Annotated in this window: 14 protein-coding genes and 1 pseudogene; 4 read left to right on the plus strand and 11 right to left on the minus strand. The window is 71.9% G+C overall.

The genetic code is table 11. The features are described 5' to 3' along the window. Positions 1 to 23: 23 nt before the first annotated feature. The 7 genes and pseudogenes from bcsA to bcsB form a co-directional block, all read right to left on the minus strand. Entirely contained in the window at positions 24 to 2,561 is a 2,538-nt protein-coding gene (gene bcsA / locus HWX00_RS04710; protein WP_175027989.1) for a UDP-forming cellulose synthase catalytic subunit, read from the minus strand. After that, entirely contained in the window at positions 2,558 to 3,337 is a 780-nt protein-coding gene (bcsQ, locus tag HWX00_RS04715; RefSeq protein ID WP_175027988.1) for a cellulose biosynthesis protein BcsQ, read from the minus strand. Before bcsQ ends, bcsA begins: the two co-directional genes overlap by 4 nt. Beyond that, positions 3,334 to 3,543: a hypothetical protein gene (locus HWX00_RS04720; RefSeq protein ID WP_034186734.1), complete on the minus strand. Its 210-nt coding sequence runs from the start codon at positions 3,541 to 3,543 to the stop codon at positions 3,334 to 3,336. The genes bcsQ and HWX00_RS04720 overlap by 4 nt, the downstream gene beginning before the upstream one ends. Continuing rightward, positions 3,540 to 5,483 (minus strand): cellulose biosynthesis protein BcsE, encoded by a 1,944-nt coding sequence (gene bcsE / locus HWX00_RS04725; protein ID WP_175027987.1) that lies wholly within the window; start codon positions 5,481 to 5,483, stop codon positions 3,540 to 3,542. Before bcsE ends, HWX00_RS04720 begins: the two co-directional genes overlap by 4 nt. A 9-nt stretch (positions 5,484 to 5,492) precedes the next feature. Continuing rightward, a pseudogene (locus HWX00_RS04730) lies at positions 5,493 to 9,399 on the minus strand (cellulose synthase subunit BcsC-related outer membrane protein). Next, complete coding sequence (gene bcsZ / locus HWX00_RS04735; RefSeq protein WP_034186731.1) at positions 9,384 to 10,613, minus strand: cellulose synthase complex periplasmic endoglucanase BcsZ; 1,230 nt, start codon at positions 10,611 to 10,613, stop codon at positions 9,384 to 9,386. Before bcsZ ends, HWX00_RS04730 begins: the two are co-directional and overlap by 16 nt. A gap of 3 nt (positions 10,614 to 10,616) precedes the next feature. After that, positions 10,617 to 12,926 carry a cellulose biosynthesis cyclic di-GMP-binding regulatory protein BcsB gene (bcsB, locus tag HWX00_RS04740; protein ID WP_175029390.1) on the minus strand — a complete coding sequence of 770 codons (2,310 nt, stop codon included), beginning with the start codon at positions 12,924 to 12,926 and terminating at the stop codon, positions 10,617 to 10,619. Between the two features lie 475 nt (positions 12,927 to 13,401). Between bcsB and HWX00_RS04745 the strand changes: the two genes are divergently transcribed. Next, positions 13,402 to 14,424: a sensor domain-containing diguanylate cyclase gene (locus tag HWX00_RS04745; protein WP_175029391.1), complete on the plus strand. Its 1,023-nt coding sequence runs from the start codon at positions 13,402 to 13,404 to the stop codon at positions 14,422 to 14,424. A 23-nt stretch (positions 14,425 to 14,447) separates the two neighbouring features. On the opposite strand, the gene HWX00_RS04750 is transcribed toward HWX00_RS04745, so the two are convergent. Genes HWX00_RS04750 through HWX00_RS04765 form a run of 4 tightly spaced genes read right to left on the minus strand, consistent with a single transcriptional unit; the run spans position 14,448 to position 18,731 of the window. Then, positions 14,448 to 14,900 carry a hypothetical protein gene (locus HWX00_RS04750; RefSeq protein ID WP_059557015.1) on the minus strand — a complete coding sequence of 151 codons (453 nt, stop codon included), beginning with the start codon at positions 14,898 to 14,900 and terminating at the stop codon, positions 14,448 to 14,450. Continuing rightward, a complete protein-coding gene (locus HWX00_RS04755) occupies positions 14,900 to 16,300 on the minus strand; it encodes a phosphatase PAP2/dual specificity phosphatase family protein (protein WP_175029170.1) in 1,401 nt (466 codons plus the stop codon). Before HWX00_RS04755 ends, HWX00_RS04750 begins: the two co-directional genes overlap by 1 nt. Then, positions 16,297 to 18,066, minus strand: a complete 1,770-nt coding sequence (locus tag HWX00_RS04760; protein ID WP_124609365.1) for a bifunctional alpha/beta hydrolase/class I SAM-dependent methyltransferase — start codon at positions 18,064 to 18,066, stop codon at positions 16,297 to 16,299. The genes HWX00_RS04755 and HWX00_RS04760 overlap by 4 nt, the downstream gene beginning before the upstream one ends. Positions 18,067 to 18,125: 59 nt before the next feature. Continuing rightward, positions 18,126 to 18,731: a CDP-alcohol phosphatidyltransferase family protein gene (locus HWX00_RS04765; protein ID WP_034186725.1), complete on the minus strand. Its 606-nt coding sequence runs from the start codon at positions 18,729 to 18,731 to the stop codon at positions 18,126 to 18,128. Positions 18,732 to 18,854: 123 nt separating this feature from the next. On the opposite strand from HWX00_RS04765, the gene HWX00_RS04770 reads away from it, so the two are divergent. The 3 genes from HWX00_RS04770 (at position 18,855) to HWX00_RS04780 (ending at position 20,788) form a co-directional block, all read left to right on the plus strand. Further along, positions 18,855 to 19,085, plus strand: coding sequence for a hypothetical protein (locus tag HWX00_RS04770; protein ID WP_154233710.1), 231 nt, complete (start codon positions 18,855 to 18,857; stop codon positions 19,083 to 19,085). 102 nt (positions 19,086 to 19,187) lie between these two features. After that, on the plus strand, positions 19,188 to 19,820 hold the full coding sequence (locus tag HWX00_RS04775) for a lysophospholipid acyltransferase family protein (RefSeq protein WP_034186775.1): 633 nt from the start codon (positions 19,188 to 19,190) through the stop codon (positions 19,818 to 19,820). A 38-nt stretch (positions 19,821 to 19,858) separates the two neighbouring features. After that, complete coding sequence (locus HWX00_RS04780) at positions 19,859 to 20,788, plus strand: phosphatidate cytidylyltransferase (protein WP_034186724.1); 930 nt, start codon at positions 19,859 to 19,861, stop codon at positions 20,786 to 20,788. Positions 20,789 to 20,844 lie beyond the last annotated feature (56 nt).

Consider the following 20,844-nt stretch of genomic DNA (forward strand, 5'->3'; position numbering starts at 1 on the left):
ACCACTCCATGATGGGCGCCGCGTCAGTCGCGCGCCCGATCGAGTTTCGGCGCCAGCATCGCCTGCACGCCGCGCGCCGCGCCCTTCCACATCCGCACGTAGCCGTCCAGCCCGATCCGCAGCACTTCCTTCAGCCCGCCGAGCGGCGTGTCGAGGCGCTCGCCTTCATGCCAGTCGAGCCACGCATCGGCGCGGCCGAACGTGCACTGCACGAGCTGGCGCTCCTGTTCGAGCGTCAGTGCCTCGAAGCTCACGCCGACGTGCGTCGGCGTCACGCGGGTCACGCGCACCGGGAACGGAAACGCCCGATCGCCGCGCGTCACGCACACCGTCAGCGTGTCGCCGACAGCGAGCGGCAGCCCCGGCACGGCTTCGAGGCCGAGGCCGCCGGTCGAGTAGTCGCTCGTGAAGCACGCGGCCGTCGACCCGTCGGCCAGCAGCAGCATGGCCGGCACGCGCATCGCGATCCGGTGCGTGACGCGCACCTGCTTGGTCTCGCGCGCGACGGCCAGCGCGGCGCCGAGCATCGCGAGGTTGTACACGGTCCAGCCGAGCGTGATCAGGATCGTCGACGCCTCGTCGCCCTGGTCGGCCGCCAGCCGCCACAGGCCGGCCAGGATCGCGAGCACGTTCAGCCCGAATAGCACCAGATACGGCTTCGACGTCGACCAGTCGACGTAGCCCTCGTCGATCTTGCCGCCCTTGTCGGTCACGTTGAACTTGCCGTGCTTCGGACTGAAGAACGCGACGGTGGTCGGCAGCGCGATGTACCACGCGAGCACCGATTCGTAGACCTCGGCCCAGAACGAATGGCGGAAACGCCCCTGCATCCGCGAGTTCGCGACGTTCGCGAGCACGAGGTACGGGATCACGTAGCTCGCGAGCGCGAGCGACGACGCGTTGATGAAGTACAGGTGGAAGAACAGGTACGCGAGCGGAATCGTCAGGAACACCAGCCGCGGAATCCCGTAGAAGAAGTGCAGCATCGCGTTGCCGTAGCAGATCCGCTGGATCAGGCCGAGCCCGCGCCCGAGGAACGGGTTGTCGATGCGGAAGATCTGCGCCATCCCGCGTGCCCAGCGCGTGCGCTGCTTCACGTGGCCCGCGAGGCTTTCGGTCGCGAGGCCGGCCGCCTGCACGGTCGGCAGGTACGCCGACGTGTAGCCGCGCCGGTGCAGCTTGAGCGCCGTGTGCGCATCCTCGGTCACGGTCTCGACCGCGACGCCGCCGACCTCCTCCAGCGCGCTGCGCTTGAGCACCGCGCACGAGCCGCAGAAGAACGTCGCGTTCCACAGGTCGTTGCCCGACTGCACGAGCCCGTAGAACAGGTTGCCCTCGTTCGGGATCTCGCGGAACGTGCCGAGGTTGCGCTCGAACGGATCGGGCGAGAAGAAATGGTGCGGCGTCTGCACGAGCGCGCACTTCGGGTCGCGCAGGAACACGCCCATCGTCGTCTGCAGGAACGAGCGCGTCGGCACGTGATCGCAATCGAAGATCGCGATGTATTCGCCGTGCGTCTTCGGCAGCGCGCGGTTGATGTTGCCGGCCTTCGCGTGGCGGTTGTCGTCGCGCGTCAGGTAGTCGATGCCGGCCTCGGCCGCGAACGCCGCGAACTCGGAGCGCCGGCCGTCGTCGAGCAGGTACACGCGCAGCTTCGCCGTCGGCCAGTCGATGCTCTGCGCGGCGAACACGGTCGGCTTCACGACCGACAGCGGCTCGTTGTAGGTCGGGATATAGACGTCGACGGTCGGCCAGGTGTCGGGGTCGTCGGGCAGCGGCACGATCGGCCGGTCGAGCGGCCACGCGGTCTGCACGAAGCCGAGCAGCAGGATCATCCACGTATAGGCTTCGGCGCCGTACAGCAGGTAGCCGGCGACGGCCTCGACCGGGCTGCGGAAGTCGAGCGTCTGCGTCGTGCGCCACCACACGTAGCGCACCGTCGCGAGCAGCGCGAGCGATGCGAGCGCGAGCGTCGGCAGATGGCCGGGCAGACGGCGCAGCATGAGCGCCAGCACCGCGACGATCGCGAAGAAGGCGAACTGCGCGCCGGGCATCAGCGGCGACATCCCGGCCGCGGCCCACAGCACCGCGCCGGCCACCAGCAGCAGCGGCGCGAGCCAGCCGCGCCGGCCGACGCCGTTCGCGCGCGTATCGAGCCAGCCGCCCCAGCGTGCCCACGGCAGACGATCGAGCAGCGCGTTGATGCGCCGGCCGACCGCGCGGACGGCCACGTAAGCGGGCACGACGGTCTTGTCGAACCATGCGAGCGGATCGCGCGCGGGCCGGCCGTCGGCCGCGCGCGGCGCACGCACGATCGCGCGCCACAGCCATTCGCGCGGGCTCAACGGCTGCAGCACGCCCCAGTCGTGCGCGAGCCGCAGGAACGCGATGCGCACCCAGCGGCGCACGTGATCGGGCCGGCCCGGCGGCGGTGCGTGGAAAAACAGCCGCACGAGCCAGTCGACCAGCGTGCGCTCGGCCGGCAGGCCGATGCCGCGCGCGCACCAGTCGGCCACACGGCGGCCGAGCGTGCGCAACCGCGGCGCGCGCGCGGGCTTCATCGCGCCGCTCCGGTGCGGCCCGCGGCAACGGCCGTCAGCCACGCATGGACCCAGTTCGCGACGCCGTTCAGGTCGTGCGACGCCTGCGAATACGGCGCGTCGTCGAAAATCCAGCTGCCGCGCGCGAGCGCCTCGGGCACGGCCGCGTCGACGTGGATCCGCTGTTCGAGCATCGACGCCGGCCCGGCGACCGCGCGCAGCATCGCGAGCGCGTCGCGCTGCATGTCGCGTGCCGGATTCAGCCGATTCACGACGATCTGCAGCTCACCGGCGCCGGCCCGCAGCGCACCGAGCCGCGCGGCCGTCGTCGCGCAGGCGGCCGGCTCCGGCGGCACGACGACGAGCGTCAGGTCCGCGCGGCGAATCGCCTGCTCGGCCTGCGGCGACGGATAGCGCGCGGTGTCGACCAGCACCACGCCGTCGGCCGGCAGCGCGATCTCGTCCAGTGCGCGCGACAGCCATGCGGGATCCGCCGCGAGCCGCGCATCGCATGCGGCTGCGTCGACCGCATCAACTTGCCCGTACGGCACGAACAGCACGCCGTCGGCATTGCGCCACGTGTGCGCATGCCACGGTTCGGCGCCGCCGAGCATGCTTTGCGCGAGGCCGTGTTCGGCCAGCGTGTCGAGGCCGAGCGTCGCGCCCATCAGGTTCTGCGCATCGAATTCGACGGCGACGACCGGCCGGCCGCGGCGCGCGAGCAGCACCGCAAGTGCGGCGGCAAGCGTCGTGCGGCCCGCGCCGCCGGTCGTCGACGTAATGGCGATCGTCTTCATCGGGCCGCCTTGTCGCCGCCCTCGGCGCCGGGCAGCAACCGGCCGCGCAACGCGACCGGCACGAGCTCGCACGGCACGGCGTCGCGCCGGTCGATTCCGCGCGGCGCCTGAAAGCCGCGGCCGACGCCGAGGTGCTGCGCAATGATCCACACCGGCACCGCGATCACGATGCCGACGATGAAACCGATGACGAGTACGGCAATCATGCGCGCTCCTCCTTGCGCAGCGGCATCGCGCTGCGGGTAGCGCCGCGCGCACGCGCGGCGGGAATGACGGGATGCGGCGCCGGTGCGTCGACGGCATCGGGCGCCGGCGGCGCGCCGATCGCCTCGAGCGCGACGATCGCATCGATTGCATCGATCGCATCGCTCGCCTCGGCGGGCGTCTCGCCGGGACCGGCATCCGCGAGCGGCGTGCGCGCGCCGTTGGCCGGGTGCGTCGCCGCGAACAGGTCGCTGTAGTCGGCGATCGGCGCGCGCCGGTTCTCGGCTTTCAGCGCATCGAGCTCGGTGTCGATGCTGCCCTTTCCGAGGCATACGACGCGATCGGACAGCGTGTCGACCGGCACGTCGAAGATCCGCGCGAGCGCATCGTCGGCGTCGGCCGGTTCGCACGCGAACAGGAACACGAACAGATGCCCGGGATCGGCCGTCACGACGTCGCCCGCCCGGCGCGGGCGGCAGTGCCGCAACGCATCGACGTGCGACACGCCCGGCAGCAGCGTGATCTTCGCGAGCGTGTGCGGGAGCGCGAGCACGGCGCCGCGATCGAGCACCGCGCGAATGCGCAGGCAGAATGCGCCGACCGGCAGATAGCCGAGCACCGAATCGCCGAGCGCGGCCGCGAGCGCCGCGCGATAGTCGGGTGCGACCGGCCGCGCGTAGAGCTGGCCGCGCAGCGCGTGCACGGCCGCCTGCATCCGCGAGACCGGCAAGTCGCGCGCGACCACGCGGTTCGCGCCGACGCTCAGCACGAGCATCTCGAACTGCTGGCGCAGCACTTCGCCGCGCTCGACGACCGCGATCTTCAGCGCGCCGCCGCATTGCCGGCGCAACGCATGCACGTCCGCGCACAACGCCTCGAGCTGCGCATGCGAGCGGAACGCGAGCACCGCGGTCGCGGCTTGGGCACGGGCGCAGGCCGCGACGACAGCCGCGTTGTCTTCGACGATTTCCCAGTCGGCGGGCAGGCGATTCGTGTCGTCGAGCACCGCGCGGCTGACGATGACACGGTCCTCGTCGCTCGCGAGCTTCATCCGGTATGCCGGTTCGGTCGCGCCGCCGTCGATGCTCGCGGACAGCCGGCCGCCGGGCGCGAAGCGCAGCGGCCGCACTTCACCGGCCGCGAGCGTGTCGCCCACGCGCCAGAAATCGACGATCCACAGCAGCTCGCCATGCGTGCGCTGCAACTGCGCGACGCCCGAGCAGATACCGTGGAAGCCGCTGCGCGGCGTGCGGTCCGCATCGCGCACGAGCGGCGCATCGTCGGTGCGCGCGTCGTCGCCCGCCCGCGCGGCCTCCGGGTCGAGCAGCAGCACGAGCGCGAGGCGGTGCGTACGGCACCAGTCGGCCAGTGCGCGGGCTTCATCCGCGAGCGCGACCGGATCGTCCCAGCTGAACCAGCGCTGGGCGCCTTCCACGAAATACAGCGAACGCGCGCGAAAACCGTAGCGCCTCATCGCGCGCAGGCCGCCGGTCAGCCGCGCGAACGGGCCCGGCGCCGCGCGGCGCGGCGCGCCGGTGCCGAGACCGTCGTCGGCCGGCTCGGCCGCCGGCGGCATCGCCAGCACGGTCAGGTTGCGCGGCCAGCCGGCCGGCTGCACGCCGCCCGCGAAGCCGAGCGATGCCATCTGGTCGGCCACGCGGGCCGCGTCGCGCGCGAGGACGACCGTCACATCGCGCGTGCGTGCCTGCCGCGCGCTTTCCCAGACGAGCGCATCGCACGCCGGCGTGCCGCCGGCCGCGTAGATCGCGTACAGGCCCCCCGCCTCCAGTTGCGTCCATGCATCGGGCAGGCCGTCGATCGCAAGCCGGCTCAGCGTGCCGACGCGGCCGCCGGCCGGCCCCATGCGCAGCAGCGCGCGCAGGTGGCCCAGCAGACCGGCAACGCCGGGCGCGGGACGGGTGGCATCGATTTCCGTATTCACGACGTTCCCCTAGTAATCCGAATAAAGCCGCACCGGCGTCGGCGTGACGAGCCAGCTGCGCTGCGCGCGCATCGAACGCATAGCGCAGGTACACGAGCGCCGAGCTCGGCGCGTAGTCGTGCGACCGGTCGACATGCAGTTGCGCGCCGACACTCAGGTGCGGGTTCACGCGGTACTCGGCGATGCCGTTGAAGCCGTACGAGAACGACACGCCGCGCGTCGAGCTGCCCGCGTACACAAACCCGGCCGCGACCTGCGCGGCCCGCTGGCCCGAGAACGTCGGGTAGTACAGCGAATCCTTCTCGAAGCTGTTCGAGATCCCGCCCGTAAAGGTCAGGTCCCACGACAGCGCGTCGTACCGCCCCGCCCATTCGATCGGCACGCCGAGCGACAGGTAGCGTTGCGGGCTGTAGTAGCCGCCCTGCCCGTACGTGTAGTAGCGCAGGTTCTGCGCGTAGTGCCACGCATTGCCGACGAGGCCGGTGCTGACCTTCATCGTCGCGCGTTCGTACACGGGCACCGTGAAGCCGGTGCGCAGCGTGACTTCCGCGTTGCGTTCGACGTTGCGGCCGGACAGCACGCCCGCGCCGAGTTCCGCGAACAGGTTCGTGCGGCCGACGTCGACCGACGCGCGCAGGTTCACGCCGTCGCGGCGCACGCCGCCCCAGACCGCACCCGTCCATGGGTCGCGCATCCCCGCATACGACAGCACGCTGCTCGTTTCCGGCCGCCGCGACGCATTCACGCTGAAGCTTGCCGGGCCCGCGTCGAAGCGGTAGCGCACGCCGCCGACGAGGTAGTGCACGGGGAAGCCGAGCGGCGACGTGCCGAGGTCGAAGCGCCATGCGTCCGACAGATAACCGGCGCCGAGCGCGACGCCCGTCGTCGACTGGTGCAGCGAACCCGGCGGATTCGCGAGCAGCGCGGCGGCCGACGGATTCGTCTGGAACGGCGGCGGCAGGCCGCCCGGGGCCTTGAGCGCCGCGTAGGTGCCGAACGTCTTCAGCGCATACGCATCCGGGTCGCTCGTATCGAGCGTGCCCGGGTCGAGATGCACGGTATCGATCTGCGCGAACACGTGCCCGTCGTAGCGGACCGGCATCTGCAGATAGATCGGCACCTGCTGGGCGCGATACGACGAGACGCCTTCGTCGCCCGACTTGTACGCGGGCGTCCAGCCGGTCTCGATTTCGGGATTGCGCCGCTGTTCGAGCTCCGCGAACGCGGCCCGCGCGGGCGTCAGGCCGTCGCGGCCCGGGCTCACGCCCGTCGCGCGTTCCTGAGACTGCGACAGCCGGTACAGCGACGCCGCGTCGTCGTAGCGGCCCTGCGCCTCGGCCACGCGCCCGGCCGCGACCGTCACGTCGGCGCGCGCCGGATGCGCGGCGTGCAGCCGGTCCGTCACCTGCGCGGCTTCGTCCGGGCGGCGCAGCGCGTTCAGGCGGCGCACGGCCGACAGTTGCGTGTCGACGTCGTCGTCCGGCGTACGCGCGAGCACGGCCTGGACGCGCGCCAGCGCGGCGGCCCGGTTGCCGCTGTCCTCGTCGATCCGTGCGAGCGCGAGCTGCGTATCGGCGTCGTCCGGCGTGCGCGCGACGACCGGCGCGAGCGCGTCGCGCGCGGCGCCGTAATGGCCCTGCGCGCGTTCGAGATCGGCCAGCTCGAGCGCGTGACGCTTGTCCGCTCTGCCGGCCGGACTCGCACGATCGAGCAGCGTGCGCGCCCGTGCATAGTCCTGCCGCGCGATCGCTTCGTCGGTCTGCCGCAGCACGAGCCGCAGCGACTGGTCCTCGATCCGCGCGGTCTGCGCCGGGGTCAGCGACGCTTCGCGCCGCAACGTGTCGAGCCACGCGGCGAGCGCGTCGTCACGCCCCGCGCTGCCGAGCAGATCGCCGTAACGCAGCCGCACGTCGGCATCGGCTTCGCGCGGATGCGCGACGATCCAGTCGTGCAGCAGCGCGAGGCCGCGTTCGGGTTCGCCCGCGTCGATCCACTGCGCGCCGATCGCGGCGAGCATGTCGGGATCGTCCGGCGCGCTCGCCTGCGCGTGCGCGAGCGACGCGGCGAACGCCGCGCGGTCGCCGCGCGCGAGCGTACCGCGTGCGTCGGCCAGCGCATGTTCGGCGTCGAGCTTGCGCGCGAGCGCGCGCATTCCGTCCGAACGGTGCGCGTCGTCGACCGGGGCCAGCGCGGCCTGCGCGCCCGCGACATCGTCGAGCGAATTGCGGTACAACGCGATCGCGTAGCGCATCTCCGGCGTATCGCCCTGCGCGAGCCCGTCGTCCATCACCGTGCGGCCGAGCTGCGGCAACCCCATGTCGCGATAGAGGCGCGCGAGCGCGAAGCGCGTCCACGGCGCGTCGGGCGCCGCACGCACGGCCGCCTCGTAGCGTTGCGCGGCCGGGCCGCGTTCGCCCTTGTCGGCCAATGCGCGCGCCTGGTTCGCGAGCAGGTCGGCCCGCAGGCCGTCGAGCGCGCGGCGATCGTCGCGGCCCGTCACGCGACCTTGCAGCGCGTCGAGCAGCGGGCCGACCCGGTCCGCGCGGCCGGTGTTTTCATAGAGCGTGGCCGTGCCGCGCACGGCCGACAGCGCCGGCGAACGTGCCGCCAGCAATTCACGCAGCAACGGCTCCGCGTGCGCCCAGTCGCGCTGCGCGAGCAACGCATCGGCAAGCTGCAGCTTCGCGTCCGGACTGCCCGGCTGCATCGCGAGCGCCGCCCGCGCCGCGCGTTCGGCCTCCTGCGGGCGCCCCGCGTTGGCCGCTTCGCGGCCTTGCGCGAGCAGCCCCCAGAACTGCGCGGTGCGTGCGAGGCCTTGCCATTTCCCGCGTTGATCGGTCGCGCGCGCCGCGGCCTGCGTGAACAGCGCGCGCGCTTCGTCGTGCCGCCCTTCGCGCAGGCGCAGCAGGCCGAGGCCGCCGAGCGCGTCCGCGTCGTCCGCTCGCGCACGCGCCGCCCGCGACAGCAGCGGATCGGCCGCGGCCAGGTCGCCGCGCGCGAGCGCCTGCAGCCCGCGCTGCTGCGCGATGTAGTCGGGGTCGCGTTCGAGCCGGCGCCGCGCGTCGCGCTGCCGGTCGAGACCGGCCGCACGGTCGCGGAATTCGGTGTCGTCCGGCGTGAGCGCGAGATACGCATGCAGCGCGTCGAGATACGCGGGATCGTCGCCGGCCGACTGCAGCACGCGGCGCCACAGCGACATCGCCTCGGTATGGTCGGCGTCGTCCCGCTTCGCGAGTGACCAGGCGATCCGGTTGGCCTCCGCGCGCGTATCGGCATGCTGGTTCAGCAACCGCGCCAGCGCCATGGCCGCGCTGGTGTCCTGCGGATCGGCCGCGACCCTGCGGCGCAGCGCGGCAAGCGCCGACTCGCGGCCACCCGGCGCATTCGCGCGGATCTCGTAATACTCGGCGCCAAGCGCACCCGACGGCGCGCCGTTCGGAAACAGCGCGACGATCCGCCGCGCGGCTTCGTCGGCGCGGCCGCTGCGCGCGAGCAGGCGAATCTGCGCCATCTCGCCGCGCCCGCTCGTCGCGACACGGTATTCGTCGGCCACGCGCCGCGTGGCGGGCGCATTCGGCGACTGCGCCTGCAGGCGCGCCAGCGACGCCTGCGCGCCTTTCGCGTCGCCGAGCCGCAGCAGCACGCGGACCTGTTCGGCCAGCAGCTCGGGATCGCCCGGCGCGATCAGCAGACCCTTGCGCAGCGCATCGCGCGCGAGATCGTCGCGATGCTTGACGCCCCACATCCGCGCGGTGTCGAGTTGACGCTGCGCGTCGGCCGACGCGGCAGTCGCCGGCGCCGCGGGGTTCGCCATCGCCGTGCCGGATGCGGCGCCCGCCGCCGCCGCGCACATCGACGACGCGAGCCACGCGAATCCCGCGACGTGCGGCGCGGCGCGTTTCAGCGGGCGGCGCACGAGCGGCCTCCCCAGCGGGTGTCGAGCGTGCCGTCCGCGCCGAACCGGTAGCGGCCGTCGCGCCAGCCGAGGCCGAACAGCGTCAGCACGCTCGTGTAATAGCCGGGCGCCGACTGCCGCGCGAGCGTATCGACGCGGGCCGCCTGCGCATCGGCAAGCGCGTGCTGGCCGCGCGCATCGAGGAACGGCACGGCCGCCGCCGAAAACCCGCCGTTGCCGTCGTTCGGCCCCGCGACGCCCGTCGTCGTATCGACCTTCTCCGGCGGTGCGCCATGCGCGGCGATATGGTCGGCGAACGGCGCGAAGCGTGCGAGCAGCGGCGCGGCGAGCGGATCGGCACGGTCGAGCATGCCGGCCCACAAATACACGCGGATCGCGTTGTACGCGCTCTCCGCGTGCGTCTGCGGATCGGGGCCGAAGCCCGTGCCCGCGCGATACAGCGCCCAGTCCGGCGAGAAACCCTTCGGCGCCGTGTCGAGCAGCACGCGCCCGGTGCTGGATGCCAGTGCGGCCCAGCGCCGGTCGTCGGGCAGGCGCGCGCCGAGCGCGCGGATCACCTGCGGCGGCGAATAACTCGGATTCACGCGGAACTGGCCGTTGGCGAGCTTGAACCCGGTCGACCCCGGCAGCAGCGTGAGGCCGAGGCCCGGCACGGTCGCCGTCTCGTCGTCGAGCACGCGCTTCGCGAGCAGCGCGCCGCGTGCCGTATAGCTGCGCTCGTGCCACAGCCGGCCGGCCTCGACGAGCGCGTACGCGATCCACAGATCGGCGTCCGACGCCGCGTTGGCGTCGAGCACGCGCCACGCGCCGTCGGGCGCGCGGCCCCACAGCCACGCGGGCAGATGCGCGCTCAGGTCGCCCTGCGCGAGGTTGTTCTCGGTCCATGCGAGGATCGTGTCGAACGTGCGCCGGTCGTTCGCGACCAGCGCGAAGAAAAGTCCATAGGCCTGCCCCTCCGACACCGTGCGCGAATCGGCCGAGCCGACGTCGATCACGCGGCCGTCGGCCGAGATGAAATCGCGCTTGAACGCATCCCAGCGCGGCCACGCCGCACTGCATCCCGCGCTGGCCGCATCGGTCGCGCCGCCCCCGGCCGCGTGCGCCCGCGCGGCCAGGCCGGCCGCCGCGCACGTCACCGCAACCGCCAGCGCGAGTGTCGCGCCGACACGCCGCGCCGGCCGCGCTGCCCGTCGCTTCGTCATTGCCCGCGCCATCCGTTACATCCCCCGTCGACGCGCGGCGATCCTCTGCAGCACGCTGAACACGCCGAGCGCGAGCAGCAGCCCCGCGACGACGCCCACCGCGCCGAGCACGACCGGATGCCGCGCCGCATGCGTCCAGACACGCGCATACCACGGCACGAAACCGACCACGTAAGGCTCGCCGACCCGCAGGCTGTCGACCTGCCCCGGCCGCACCACCGCGAGGTCGCCCTGCAGCTGCGCGACGAGGCCGGCGTTCTCGAACACGTTGAGCAGATCGCCGAGACGCGGCTGGTCGGTCGCGGTCAGCGCGACGACGCTGCGGCCGTGGCTGCCCGGCAGCTCGAAACCGGCGAGCGCCGCGAGCGGCCCCGTCTGTTCGATATGCGCGCCGCCGTCCGCGAGACCGACGCCGTTGCGCCAGCGCTCCTTCACCGAGAACGCGACGCGCGTCGCGCCGGCGCCGCCCTGCTCGCCGATCGCGAGCGGCAGCGCCGCACGCCAGTGCGCCAGCAACGGCGACGTGGGCGAGCCGTCGATCACGAGCAGGTCCTTGCTGCCCGCCAATGCGGCGACGTCGCCGGGCCGGGCGATCTGCACGCGCAGCGCCGGGAAGCCGGTCCATTCGCCCATGTGGCCGAGCATCGTCAGATAGGCCTCGAGTTCCTGCGGCGACGGCCGGTCGGGCAGCACCACGGCCGTCTGCGACAGGTCGGCGAAGCGCGTGAACGGGAAACCGCTGTTCGCGAAGAACGCGAGGTTCGGCAGTTGCGCGTAGTGGACGAAATGCGAGAAGTCGATCGTCGAATCGGGATCGATCGCCGCGCGCTGCGGCTCGGTCGCCGTGCTCGAGCACAGGCCCGTCTTCTGCGAATCGAGCGTGAAGCGGAACTGCAGCTGGTTGCCGCTGCCGACGCGGAACGCGGGAATGTCGACATCGCTCGTCACGCGCCCTTCCGGCACCGACAGCAGCGGCAGCTGCATGCGGCCGTGCGCGTCCTCGGCATGGGCCGGCCCGAGCCGGTACGACTTTACGAGCTGGTCGTTGATCTCGACGGCGAGCGTCGAGTTGTCCTGCACGGTCGGCGCCGTGTAGCGGTAGCGCAGCGTGATCGGCACGCCCGCGCCGTTCCACGAGTGCAGATCGGCCGGCACGCGCAGGTTCAGCCGGATCGCGTCGGGCGTCGTGCCGCGCACTTCCAGCTGGCGCGGATCGTTGACGAGCTCGCGGAACGTGATCGGTCGGTTCACGGGCAGCCAGCGCGGCGCGTCGTACGGCTTGCGCGGTGCGCCGAGATCGACGTGCGCGACCGTCGCCGTCGGCCCCGACAGCGCCGCACGGCCGAGCACGAGCGCGGCGACCGCGTCGTCGACTTCGGCCGCCGTGCGGCCCGTGACGACCAGCAGCTTGCGCCCCGGCGCGGCCGGGTTGTCGGCGACCGCGAGCAGCGGGCCGTTGACCGGCGGCAGCGCGAGCCCGGCCGGTAGCGTCGCGGCCGTGCCGACCACCACCGCCTGGTCGTCGGCCGGCAGCGCGGACGATACCGGGAAGCGCGCATGCCGGTAATCGGCCAGCGCGCCGAACCACGACGCGAGCACACCCGCGCTGCGCAGCGTCGCCGAATCGGGCGCTGCCGGCAGCACGAACGGCAGCCGCACGCGGCCGTTGTCGCGCCGGTCGAAGAACGGCGCGGGCAGCAGCGCGAGATCGTTCGGCAAGCGCACCGGCGATTCGTCGAGGATCAGTTCGCTCGTCGGGCTCACGTCGGCCCACAGCGCCGAGTTCGACGGATCCTCGCAATGGTCGAGCGTGTAGTGCGCGATCAGGCGCAGACCGATCTGGTTGAAATCCGAGAAGTAGCGCGGATCGATCGGAATCTCCTGCGTGACCGTGCGGCCCGCGCGCGCGGCGTCGAACGGGACGGTCGCGATCACCTCGCCGTTCACCGACACCTTCAGGTGCGACATCGGGAAGACCAGCGACGGCGAATACGCGTAGGTCGGGCGCAACCGCGCCCCCGTGACCACGCGGTCGAGCCGCACGCCGGCGTTGATCGTGCGCGCGTCGTCGGCGCCGCGCAGGCGCAGCGGATCGAACGCGCCGAGCGACGCGAACGGCAGATGCACGGTGGTCGCCGGCAAGCCGGCGGACGACGCGCTGGCCACGGCCGGCGCGGCCGCGAGCACCGGAGCGGACGCATCGGCGGGCCCGGCGGCCGACGCGGCGGCCGGCACCGCCGGCATCGGCGCGGCCGACAGCACTGCCGTGTGAAAAGCGCCAACCATGGCGACCGACAGGACGAGCAGCGACGCGGCCGGCTTCATGCGCCCCTCCGTGTCGTCTGGTTGATCCGGTCATCAAGCGCGTCCGAACCGACGCGCGTCAAGCAGCTATGCCCGTGAGTGCACATCCCCACTGCTTCCCCTCATATGGCGACCTGGCCTGATGCATTTATCGAAACGACGCGGCGGATTCTTTAACGGCCGTCGCCGTGCTGCGCACGCCTGGCACGGGCGCGCGCCCATTCGTCACACTATCTCAAAAATAGGACAAAACTTACGCGAATTCGCGCCGATGAAGCGAAAAAAACCTCAATCGAGTCGGAAATGCTGCACGAGAGGGACGAATGGTAAGAATTGCGCCGTTGTCGCCGGGCGAGCCGAACGGCATACTGCCGGCGCCGTGCGGCTGGCCGGCGGCGGCCCGTGACGGACCGCCCGGGGCACGCCGCCGCGATGCGGCGCGTATGCTACCGCAAACCCGCGACGCCGGATGCGCTTTCTTTGATGGATCACTGACTTGAATCAAATCGTCGATACCGCCACCCCGTCCTCCGACACGCTGCTGCGCATCATCGCCCTGCAGACCGAGATCGCGAAGCTCGGCCTCGACCTCGGCAGCGTGATGGCCTACGTGGCCGAGCAGGTGCCGCAGCTCACGGGCGCGAGCGCCGCCGCGGTCGAGTTTGCCGAGGGCGACGACATGGTGTACCGCGCCGCGTCGGGCACCGCCGCCGGGATGCTCGGCCTGCGGCTGCGCCGCTCGGGCAGCCTGTCGGGCCGGTGCGTGCAGCAAGGCGAACTGCTGCACTGCGTCGATTCGGAAACCGACCCGCGCGTCGATCGCGATGCGTGCCGCCGGGTCGGCCTGCGCTCGATGCTCGTCGTGCCGCTCACGCATGCCGACACGACCGTCGGCGTGCTGAAGGTGATGTCGCCGCACGTCGACGGCTTCTCGCCTGCCGACGCCGGCACGCTGCGGCTGACGGCCGGCCTGATCGCCGCCGCGATGTTCCACGCGGCGCGCAACGAGGCCAACGAGCTGTACCTGCGCGCGACGCACGACGCGCTCACGGGCCTGCCGAACCGCGCGCTGTTCTACGACCGCCTGCGCCAGTCGATGCATACAGCACTGCGCGCGAACGGCCGGCTCGGCATTCTCAACATCGACATGGACGGGCTGAAGCCGATCAACGACGGGCTCGGCCACCGCGCGGGCGACGCCGCGCTGTGCGAAATCGCCACGCGGATGCAGGGTGCGGTGCGGCGCTCGGACACGGTCGCGCGCATCGGCGGCGACGAATTCGCGGTGATCCTGCCGAACATCGGCACCCGCGACGACGCGCACACGCACAGCGCACGGCTCGCGCGGCAAGTCGGCGAACCGTTCGAATTCGACGGGCATGCGCTGCGGCTGGGCGTCAGCATCGGCGTCGCGATGCTGCCGGACGACGGCACCGACATGACCGCGCTGATCGAGCATGCCGATCGGGCCATGTATGAAGTGAAGCGCACGCGCTCGCGGCGCGCGGCGCACGCTTGACGGGCGGCGGGCGGCGGGCGGCGCTAACCGATCCGCGACACCGCGATCGCGATCCCGACCGCCAGCCACTGCACGATCGCCACGAGCACACCGGCCCGGCACAGCCCGACCGCGCCGCGCACGCGTGCATCGAGCGTACGGCCGGCCTTGGCCGCGTCGATCCAGCCGAGATCGGCGAGCGCGCGGTCGAGCGCCGCGAGCGCGTCGTCGACGGGCCCGTCGCCCGCTGCCGCCCGCGCGAGCGCCGCGAACAGCCGGCGGTCGATCTCGATGCGCACCGCGTACCACAGCGCCACCATCCCCGACCCCGTGCTGACAACGGCCAGCAACACGCGGGCGAGCGTCGCCGGCATCCAGCCCGCCGCGACCCACCAGCCCGCGCCGGCCGCGGCCAGCGCGGCCGCGATCGCCCATGCGCCCGCATCGAGCGCGCCGCGCGCGGCGGCAATCCTGAACGGAGCGGACGGATCGCGCATCACTCGCGCCCCGTGCCGCGACGGCGATCGATCCACTGCTGCAGCACGGCCACGCCTTCGTCCGACCACACCGCGTGCGGCCGCACCGCGCGCACCGCGGCCAGCGCGTTGCGCGCGTCTCCCAGCCCGCGCCGCGCGGCGAGCCACGCGGCCGCGCACAGCACGCTGCGTCCATAACCGAGCGCGCAGCAGACCAGCACGTCACGCCCTTCCCCGTGCAGGCGTTCGAGCGCCGCGACGGCCTGCGCAAGCTGCGCCGCCGTCGGCGCGACGAGATCGAGCTGCGGCACGGATGCATACGCGAGCGACGTTTCGTCCGCCGCCCAGCGCGGCATCTCGGCGGTCAGGTCGACCAGCGCAGTGAAACCATGGCGGCGCACGTCGCGCGTCGTCGGTGTACGGCCGATCGACACGCGCTCGTCGATCCGCACGGGCGCCGGCCGGCGCCACGTCCACAGCCGTGAATTGACGAACGCGCCGACGATCGTCGGCGCGAGCAGCGCGCGGATGAAGACCGGGAGACGTCCATCCGCATCCTTCTGGAAAACGCCGGGCGCGCCGCGCCGGTACGCCCACGCGACACACGCGAGCGCCAGCGCGGCCCACCCGGCCGCCAGCGCCCAGCCCGGCGCGCGCGGCACGCACCACAGGGCCGTCCACGCCAGCAGTGCCGCGCCGATCGCATAGCGCCGAGCGAGCGCGCGGCCGGCCGCGCTCGGCGACGCATCGGCGCCCGGCAGCCGGCCCGTCGCATCGCGCAACGGAAACAGGAACAGCGCGAGACAGCCGACGGCCGCACCGGTCGGCACGTCGATCGCGTGATGCTGGTAGGTCGTCAGCACCGACACGCCGATCGCCGCGAACCACACATGCAGCACGGCGCGCGCGACCGTACCGCGCAGGTGCCGCGCATAAACGGCCCACAGCACGACGAGCAGCCCGATATGCAGCGACGGCGCCTGGTTGAACGGCTTGTCGAAGCCCATCAGCAGCGTGAACAGCGCGCCGGCCACGCCGCCCGCGTCGGGCCGCTCGAACCCGAAGCGCAGCGGCCACGCGATGAAACAGGCCACCGACACCAGCTGCACGGTCAGCAGCCGCTTCACGTGATCGAGCAGATCGGCACGGCGCGTCCAGAAGAAGAACGACACCGCATACAGCAGGTCGATCGACCAGTACGGCACGATCGTCCACGGCACGAACGGGATCGCGTGCTCCCAGCCGAACGCGAACGTCGGCACCGCCGCGCGGCGCGCGGCGAGCCAGTTCGCGAAGCCGTACGTCGAGAAGAACACGGCGCCCATCGCCGCGAGCCAGCCCAAGCGCAGCGCGAACGATGCGTCGCGCGCGCCGGCCGCCGGCTCGGCGAGGCCGCCCGCGCCCCCGCCGAGCGCGCTCATGGCGCGTCGACCCGCTGCGCGAGGCTGACCGTGAAGATACCCATCTCGTCGATCCGCTGGTCGAGCTTGCGGAAGCCCGCGCGCGCGACGAGCTCGTCCATCTCGGCCTGCGAGCGGCGGCGCATCACCCAGGTCGCCTCGCCGCGGTGATTGTTCAGCGCACGCGCGATGAATTCCAGCTGCGGATGCCACGGCTGCCCCGTATAGACGAGATAGCCGCCGGGCGGCACGGCCCGCGCGAGCCCGCGCAGCGAGCGCTCGATCAGCGCGTTCTCGCCGAACAGTTCATACAGGCCCGACACGATCGCGAGCGTGGGGCGCGGCTCGAGCGTCGCGAGCGACGTCTCGTCGAACGCGTCGCCGCGCTCGAAGCGCGCGATCGGCTCGAGGCCGCGCTGCGCGATCAGGACGCGTCCGGCCTCGACGTTCGGCGGGCTGTAGTCGCGCAGCGTGATGTCGTCCGGCGCCGCGCCGTCGCGCTCGGCGGCCGACGCGATCGCGTCGAGCACGTAGCGCCCGTGGCCGGCCGCGATGTCGACGATCCGCACCGGCGTGCCGTGGCCGCGCAGGCGGCCGATCGCCGCGCCGATCAGTTCCTGCAGATGCACCTTGCGCTGGCGGATGCCGACCCAGCCCGGCGAATCGAGGTACGTGCGGTCGATCAGCGCGCCGACGCCGAGCCGCCCCTGCGCACGGTTGCGGTACACGTAGTCGAGCGTCGAGCCCGAATCGAAGCCGAGCCGCAGCCCGAGCGCGATGCCGTCCGACAGCGCACCGCCGGCTTTCAGCCCGGCGCGCGTCAGCGCCCAGTACGCCCGCGCGAACACGTTCGCGGGCGGCCGGCCAAGCGCCGCGTATTCGTCGTGGAACGCGCCGCGCCGATCGGCGTCGGCGAGCGACACGCGCGGGCTCGGCGCGTCGAACTCGCGCAGCACGAACGCGCGCAGCGGCGCGAGCGCCTGTGCGCGGTCGCGTTCACCGAGCGTGTCGTGATAGAAACCCGGCAGCACGATGCGCTCCTTGCGCGCCGACCCGAGCCGTTCGAAGAAGCGGTCCTGCGGGCCGCGATGCACGACCCAGTCGGCGCCCGAGATCAGCAGTTGCGTCGGCACGGTGATCGCGGCGGCGTCGGCGACGATCCGCTGCGCGGTATCGTGCAGGTCGAGCAGCATGTTGACCGCGATCGGCCGCGTGATCAGCGGATCGGACGCGTAGCTCGCGATCCGCTCGGGATCGTGCGTGAGGAATTTCGGTTTCACGTAGCTGTTCACGTAGAACAGCCCGCGCAGCTTGTGCATCAGCCGCAGCCCCGGCCGCGCGAACGGCACGTAGAGCTTGATGTGGAACGCCGGCGACGCGACGACGAGCGCGCGGATCGGCGGCGCGTAGTCGTGCACCCACGTGGCCGCGAGCACCGCGCCGACGCTCTGTCCGACCACGGCCATGTCCTCGATCGCGATGCCGTGCGCGTCGCGGATATGCTCGACGAAGGTCTGCAGGTCGCGCACCGACGCGGCCGCGCTCGGGCTGTAGCCGCGCGCGCCGGGCGAGCGGCCGTGGCCGCGCGCGTCCCACGCGAAGAACGCGAAATCGGGCAGGTCGAGCTCGTCGACGAGGTGCGCGACGCGCGCCGAATGTTCGTGGCCGCGATGCAGCAGCACGACGGCGCCGCGGCAATGCGGGCCCGTCGCGGGCCAGTGGCGGTAGAACAGCGTTTCGCCGTCGTGCGTGATGAAGCCGGCCTCACGTGCCGTGCGTGTGCTCATGCGCTTTCTCTCGTTTCGTTATTCGAATGGTGTGGCGCCGCCCTCCGGCGCCCGGCCCGTCAGCCGCCCGCTTCGGCGATCCCGGCCCGTACGCGCCGCACCGCCGTCACGATCGACAGCACGATCAGCAGCCGCCACAGCCAGGCGGCGACGCCGCCGACCGGGAACCCGAGGCCGATCCACAGCGCGAACGCGCCGAGGGCCAGCGCGCGGTCGCTCTTGCCGAACGGGCCGTCGTAGCGGCGCGTCGCGCCGACGAGCGGGCCGATCAGCCCCGCGCACTCGACGATCACCGCCGTCAGCGCGAACAGCCAGACGTCCGCCGGAGCGAACGCGGGAATGGCGAGGAACGGCAGCACGAGCGCGACGTCGGACACGATGTCGCCCAGCTCGTTCAGGTACGCGCCGAGCGTGCTCTTCTGACCGTGCTCGCGCGCGAGCATGCCGTCGATCGCGTTGAGCGCCATGCGCGCGAACAGCCAAAGCGGAATCAGCAGGAACAGCGCGCGGGCGAACACGCCGAGCCCGGCAAGCGCGCCGACGACGATCGAGCCGCCGGCCGCGAACAGCGTGACCTGGTTGGCCGTGACCCCGCGCGCGGCAAGCGAATCCGCGAACGGACGCAGACGGTTCTGGAATTTGGGTTTGAGTGCGTAGAGGCTCATCGTTTTATTTGCGCGGCGCTATCGGATACGTTTCCCGCCGCCATGCCCCGGGCGGCGTAACGGCCTTGGTCGGCCTTCATTGGACGGCCCTAATCGTCGCCGAGCGGCCCCGATGCGTCAAGCATGCGCCCGGCCCGCCCGCGCGGCGCCAATCTGGCGTTTTTCGGCGAAACTCGCGATAATCCGCTGGCCCGATCGCGGCGCGATCCATTCGAACTGCAGACGGGCACTCGTGCAACAGCCGATTATCACGCCGCCGACCGGCGCATTCGCCGCGACGCAACAGCGTGCGACGGCGAATCGTCCGATTATCGCGGACCTGCGACAGGCAGCCACGAATTTGAAAAAATTTAAACAAGAGCCGTCCGGCGCGCATCCTGCCGCGCCGGCATTCCGGGGTTCCGCCCGCCGCGCGTGCGCAGCGGGCCGCGCATGCAGGCAGGAGGCGTCGCGCCGATGAACATTCTCAACGTCTGGCAGCGCGATTTCCTGCTGTCCATCGTGCGGCTCGTCGCCGGCGCGTATCCGGTCTGGCATCAGGCGCCGCCGTCCCCGACGCAGAAGATCTATTTCTCGAATCACACGAGCCACATCGACACGCTCGCGATTCTCGCCGCGCTGCCGCGCGACGTGCGCGCGGTCGTGCGGCCGGTCGCCGCGCGCGACTACTGGGACAGCAGCGACCTGAAGCGGCACATCGCGCGGAAACTGCTGAACGTCGTGCTGATCGACCGCCACCGCGAATCGGGCGGCGACCCGCTCGACCCCGTGCGCGACGCGCTGCGGCAGGGCCACTCGATCATCATCTTCCCCGAAGGCACGCGCGGCGCCGACGTGCTGCCGCAGCCGTTCAAGAGCGGGCTGTTCCATCTCGCGACCGAGTTCCCGAACGTCGCGCTCGCGCCCGTCTACCTCGAGAACCTGCAGCGCATCATGCCGAAGGGCGCGATCTGGCCCGTGCCGCTGATCTGCAAGGTGCATTTCGGTGCGAACGACGCGCTCGACGCCCAGGAAGACAAGCCGACGTTCCTCGCCCGCATGCGCGACGCGGTCATCGCGCTCGCGCCGCCGCAACGACCGGCCGGCTGAACGCGGCGCCCTCTTCTCCCCTTTTCCGGATATCAACCATGCGAACCCTCTTCTGGGAACTGGTCGCGGGCGTGACGGGCGTGCTCGTCGTCGCGACCGTGATCGGCGCGATCCTCGGCGCGCGCAGCGGCGGGCAGAACGCGACCATCGCCAACCTGAACCAGCGCATCCGCGCATGGTGGGCGATGATCGCGATCATGGCCGTCGCGATCGGCCTCGGCAACAACGTCACGTATCTAGTGTTCGCGCTGCTGTCGTACCTGACGCTGCGCGAGTTCATCACGCTCACGCCGACCACGGCGAGCGACCATACGACGCTCTTCATCGCGTTCTTCATCGCGATCCCCGTGCAGTACCTGCTGCTCGGCATCAACTGGTACGGGATGTATTCGATCTTCGTGCCCGTCCACCTGTTCTTCGCGATGTCGCTCGTCTCGGCACTCACGCAGGACACGCGCGAATTCCTCAGCCGCAACGCGAAGATCAACTGGGCGCTGATGGTGTGCGTGTACGGGCTGAGCCATGCGCCGGCCGTGCTGATCCTCGACATTCCGCGCTACGCGGGGCAGAACGCGCTGCTGCTGTTCTTCTTCCTGTTCGTCGTGCAGATCAGCGACGTGCTGCAATACGTCGTCGGCAAGCTGTTCGGGCGCCGCAAGATCGCGCCGCAGCTGTCGCCGTCGAAGACGGTCGAAGGCTTCGTCGGCGGCGGGCTGCTGGCCACGCTGTGCGGCGCGTCGCTGTATCGCGTGACGCCGTTCAGCTTCGGCGCGGCATTCGGGATCTCGCTCGCGATCGTGATCGCGGGTTTCGTCGGCGGGCTCGTGCTGTCGGCCGTCAAGCGCTCGCTCGGCACGAAGGACTGGGGCTCGATGATCGCCGGCCACGGCGGGATGCTCGATCGCGTCGACTCGATCTGCTTCGCCGCGCCGGTGTTCTTCCACCTCGTGCGCTATCTGTACGTGTGACGCGCGGCCGCGCCGGCGCATCAGACATGCCGGCGCCTCCGCACGAACGCATCGAC

It is taken from the genome of Burkholderia seminalis DSM 23518 (assembly GCF_902832885.1).
In the GTDB taxonomy this organism is placed as follows: domain Bacteria; phylum Pseudomonadota; class Gammaproteobacteria; order Burkholderiales; family Burkholderiaceae; genus Burkholderia; species Burkholderia seminalis.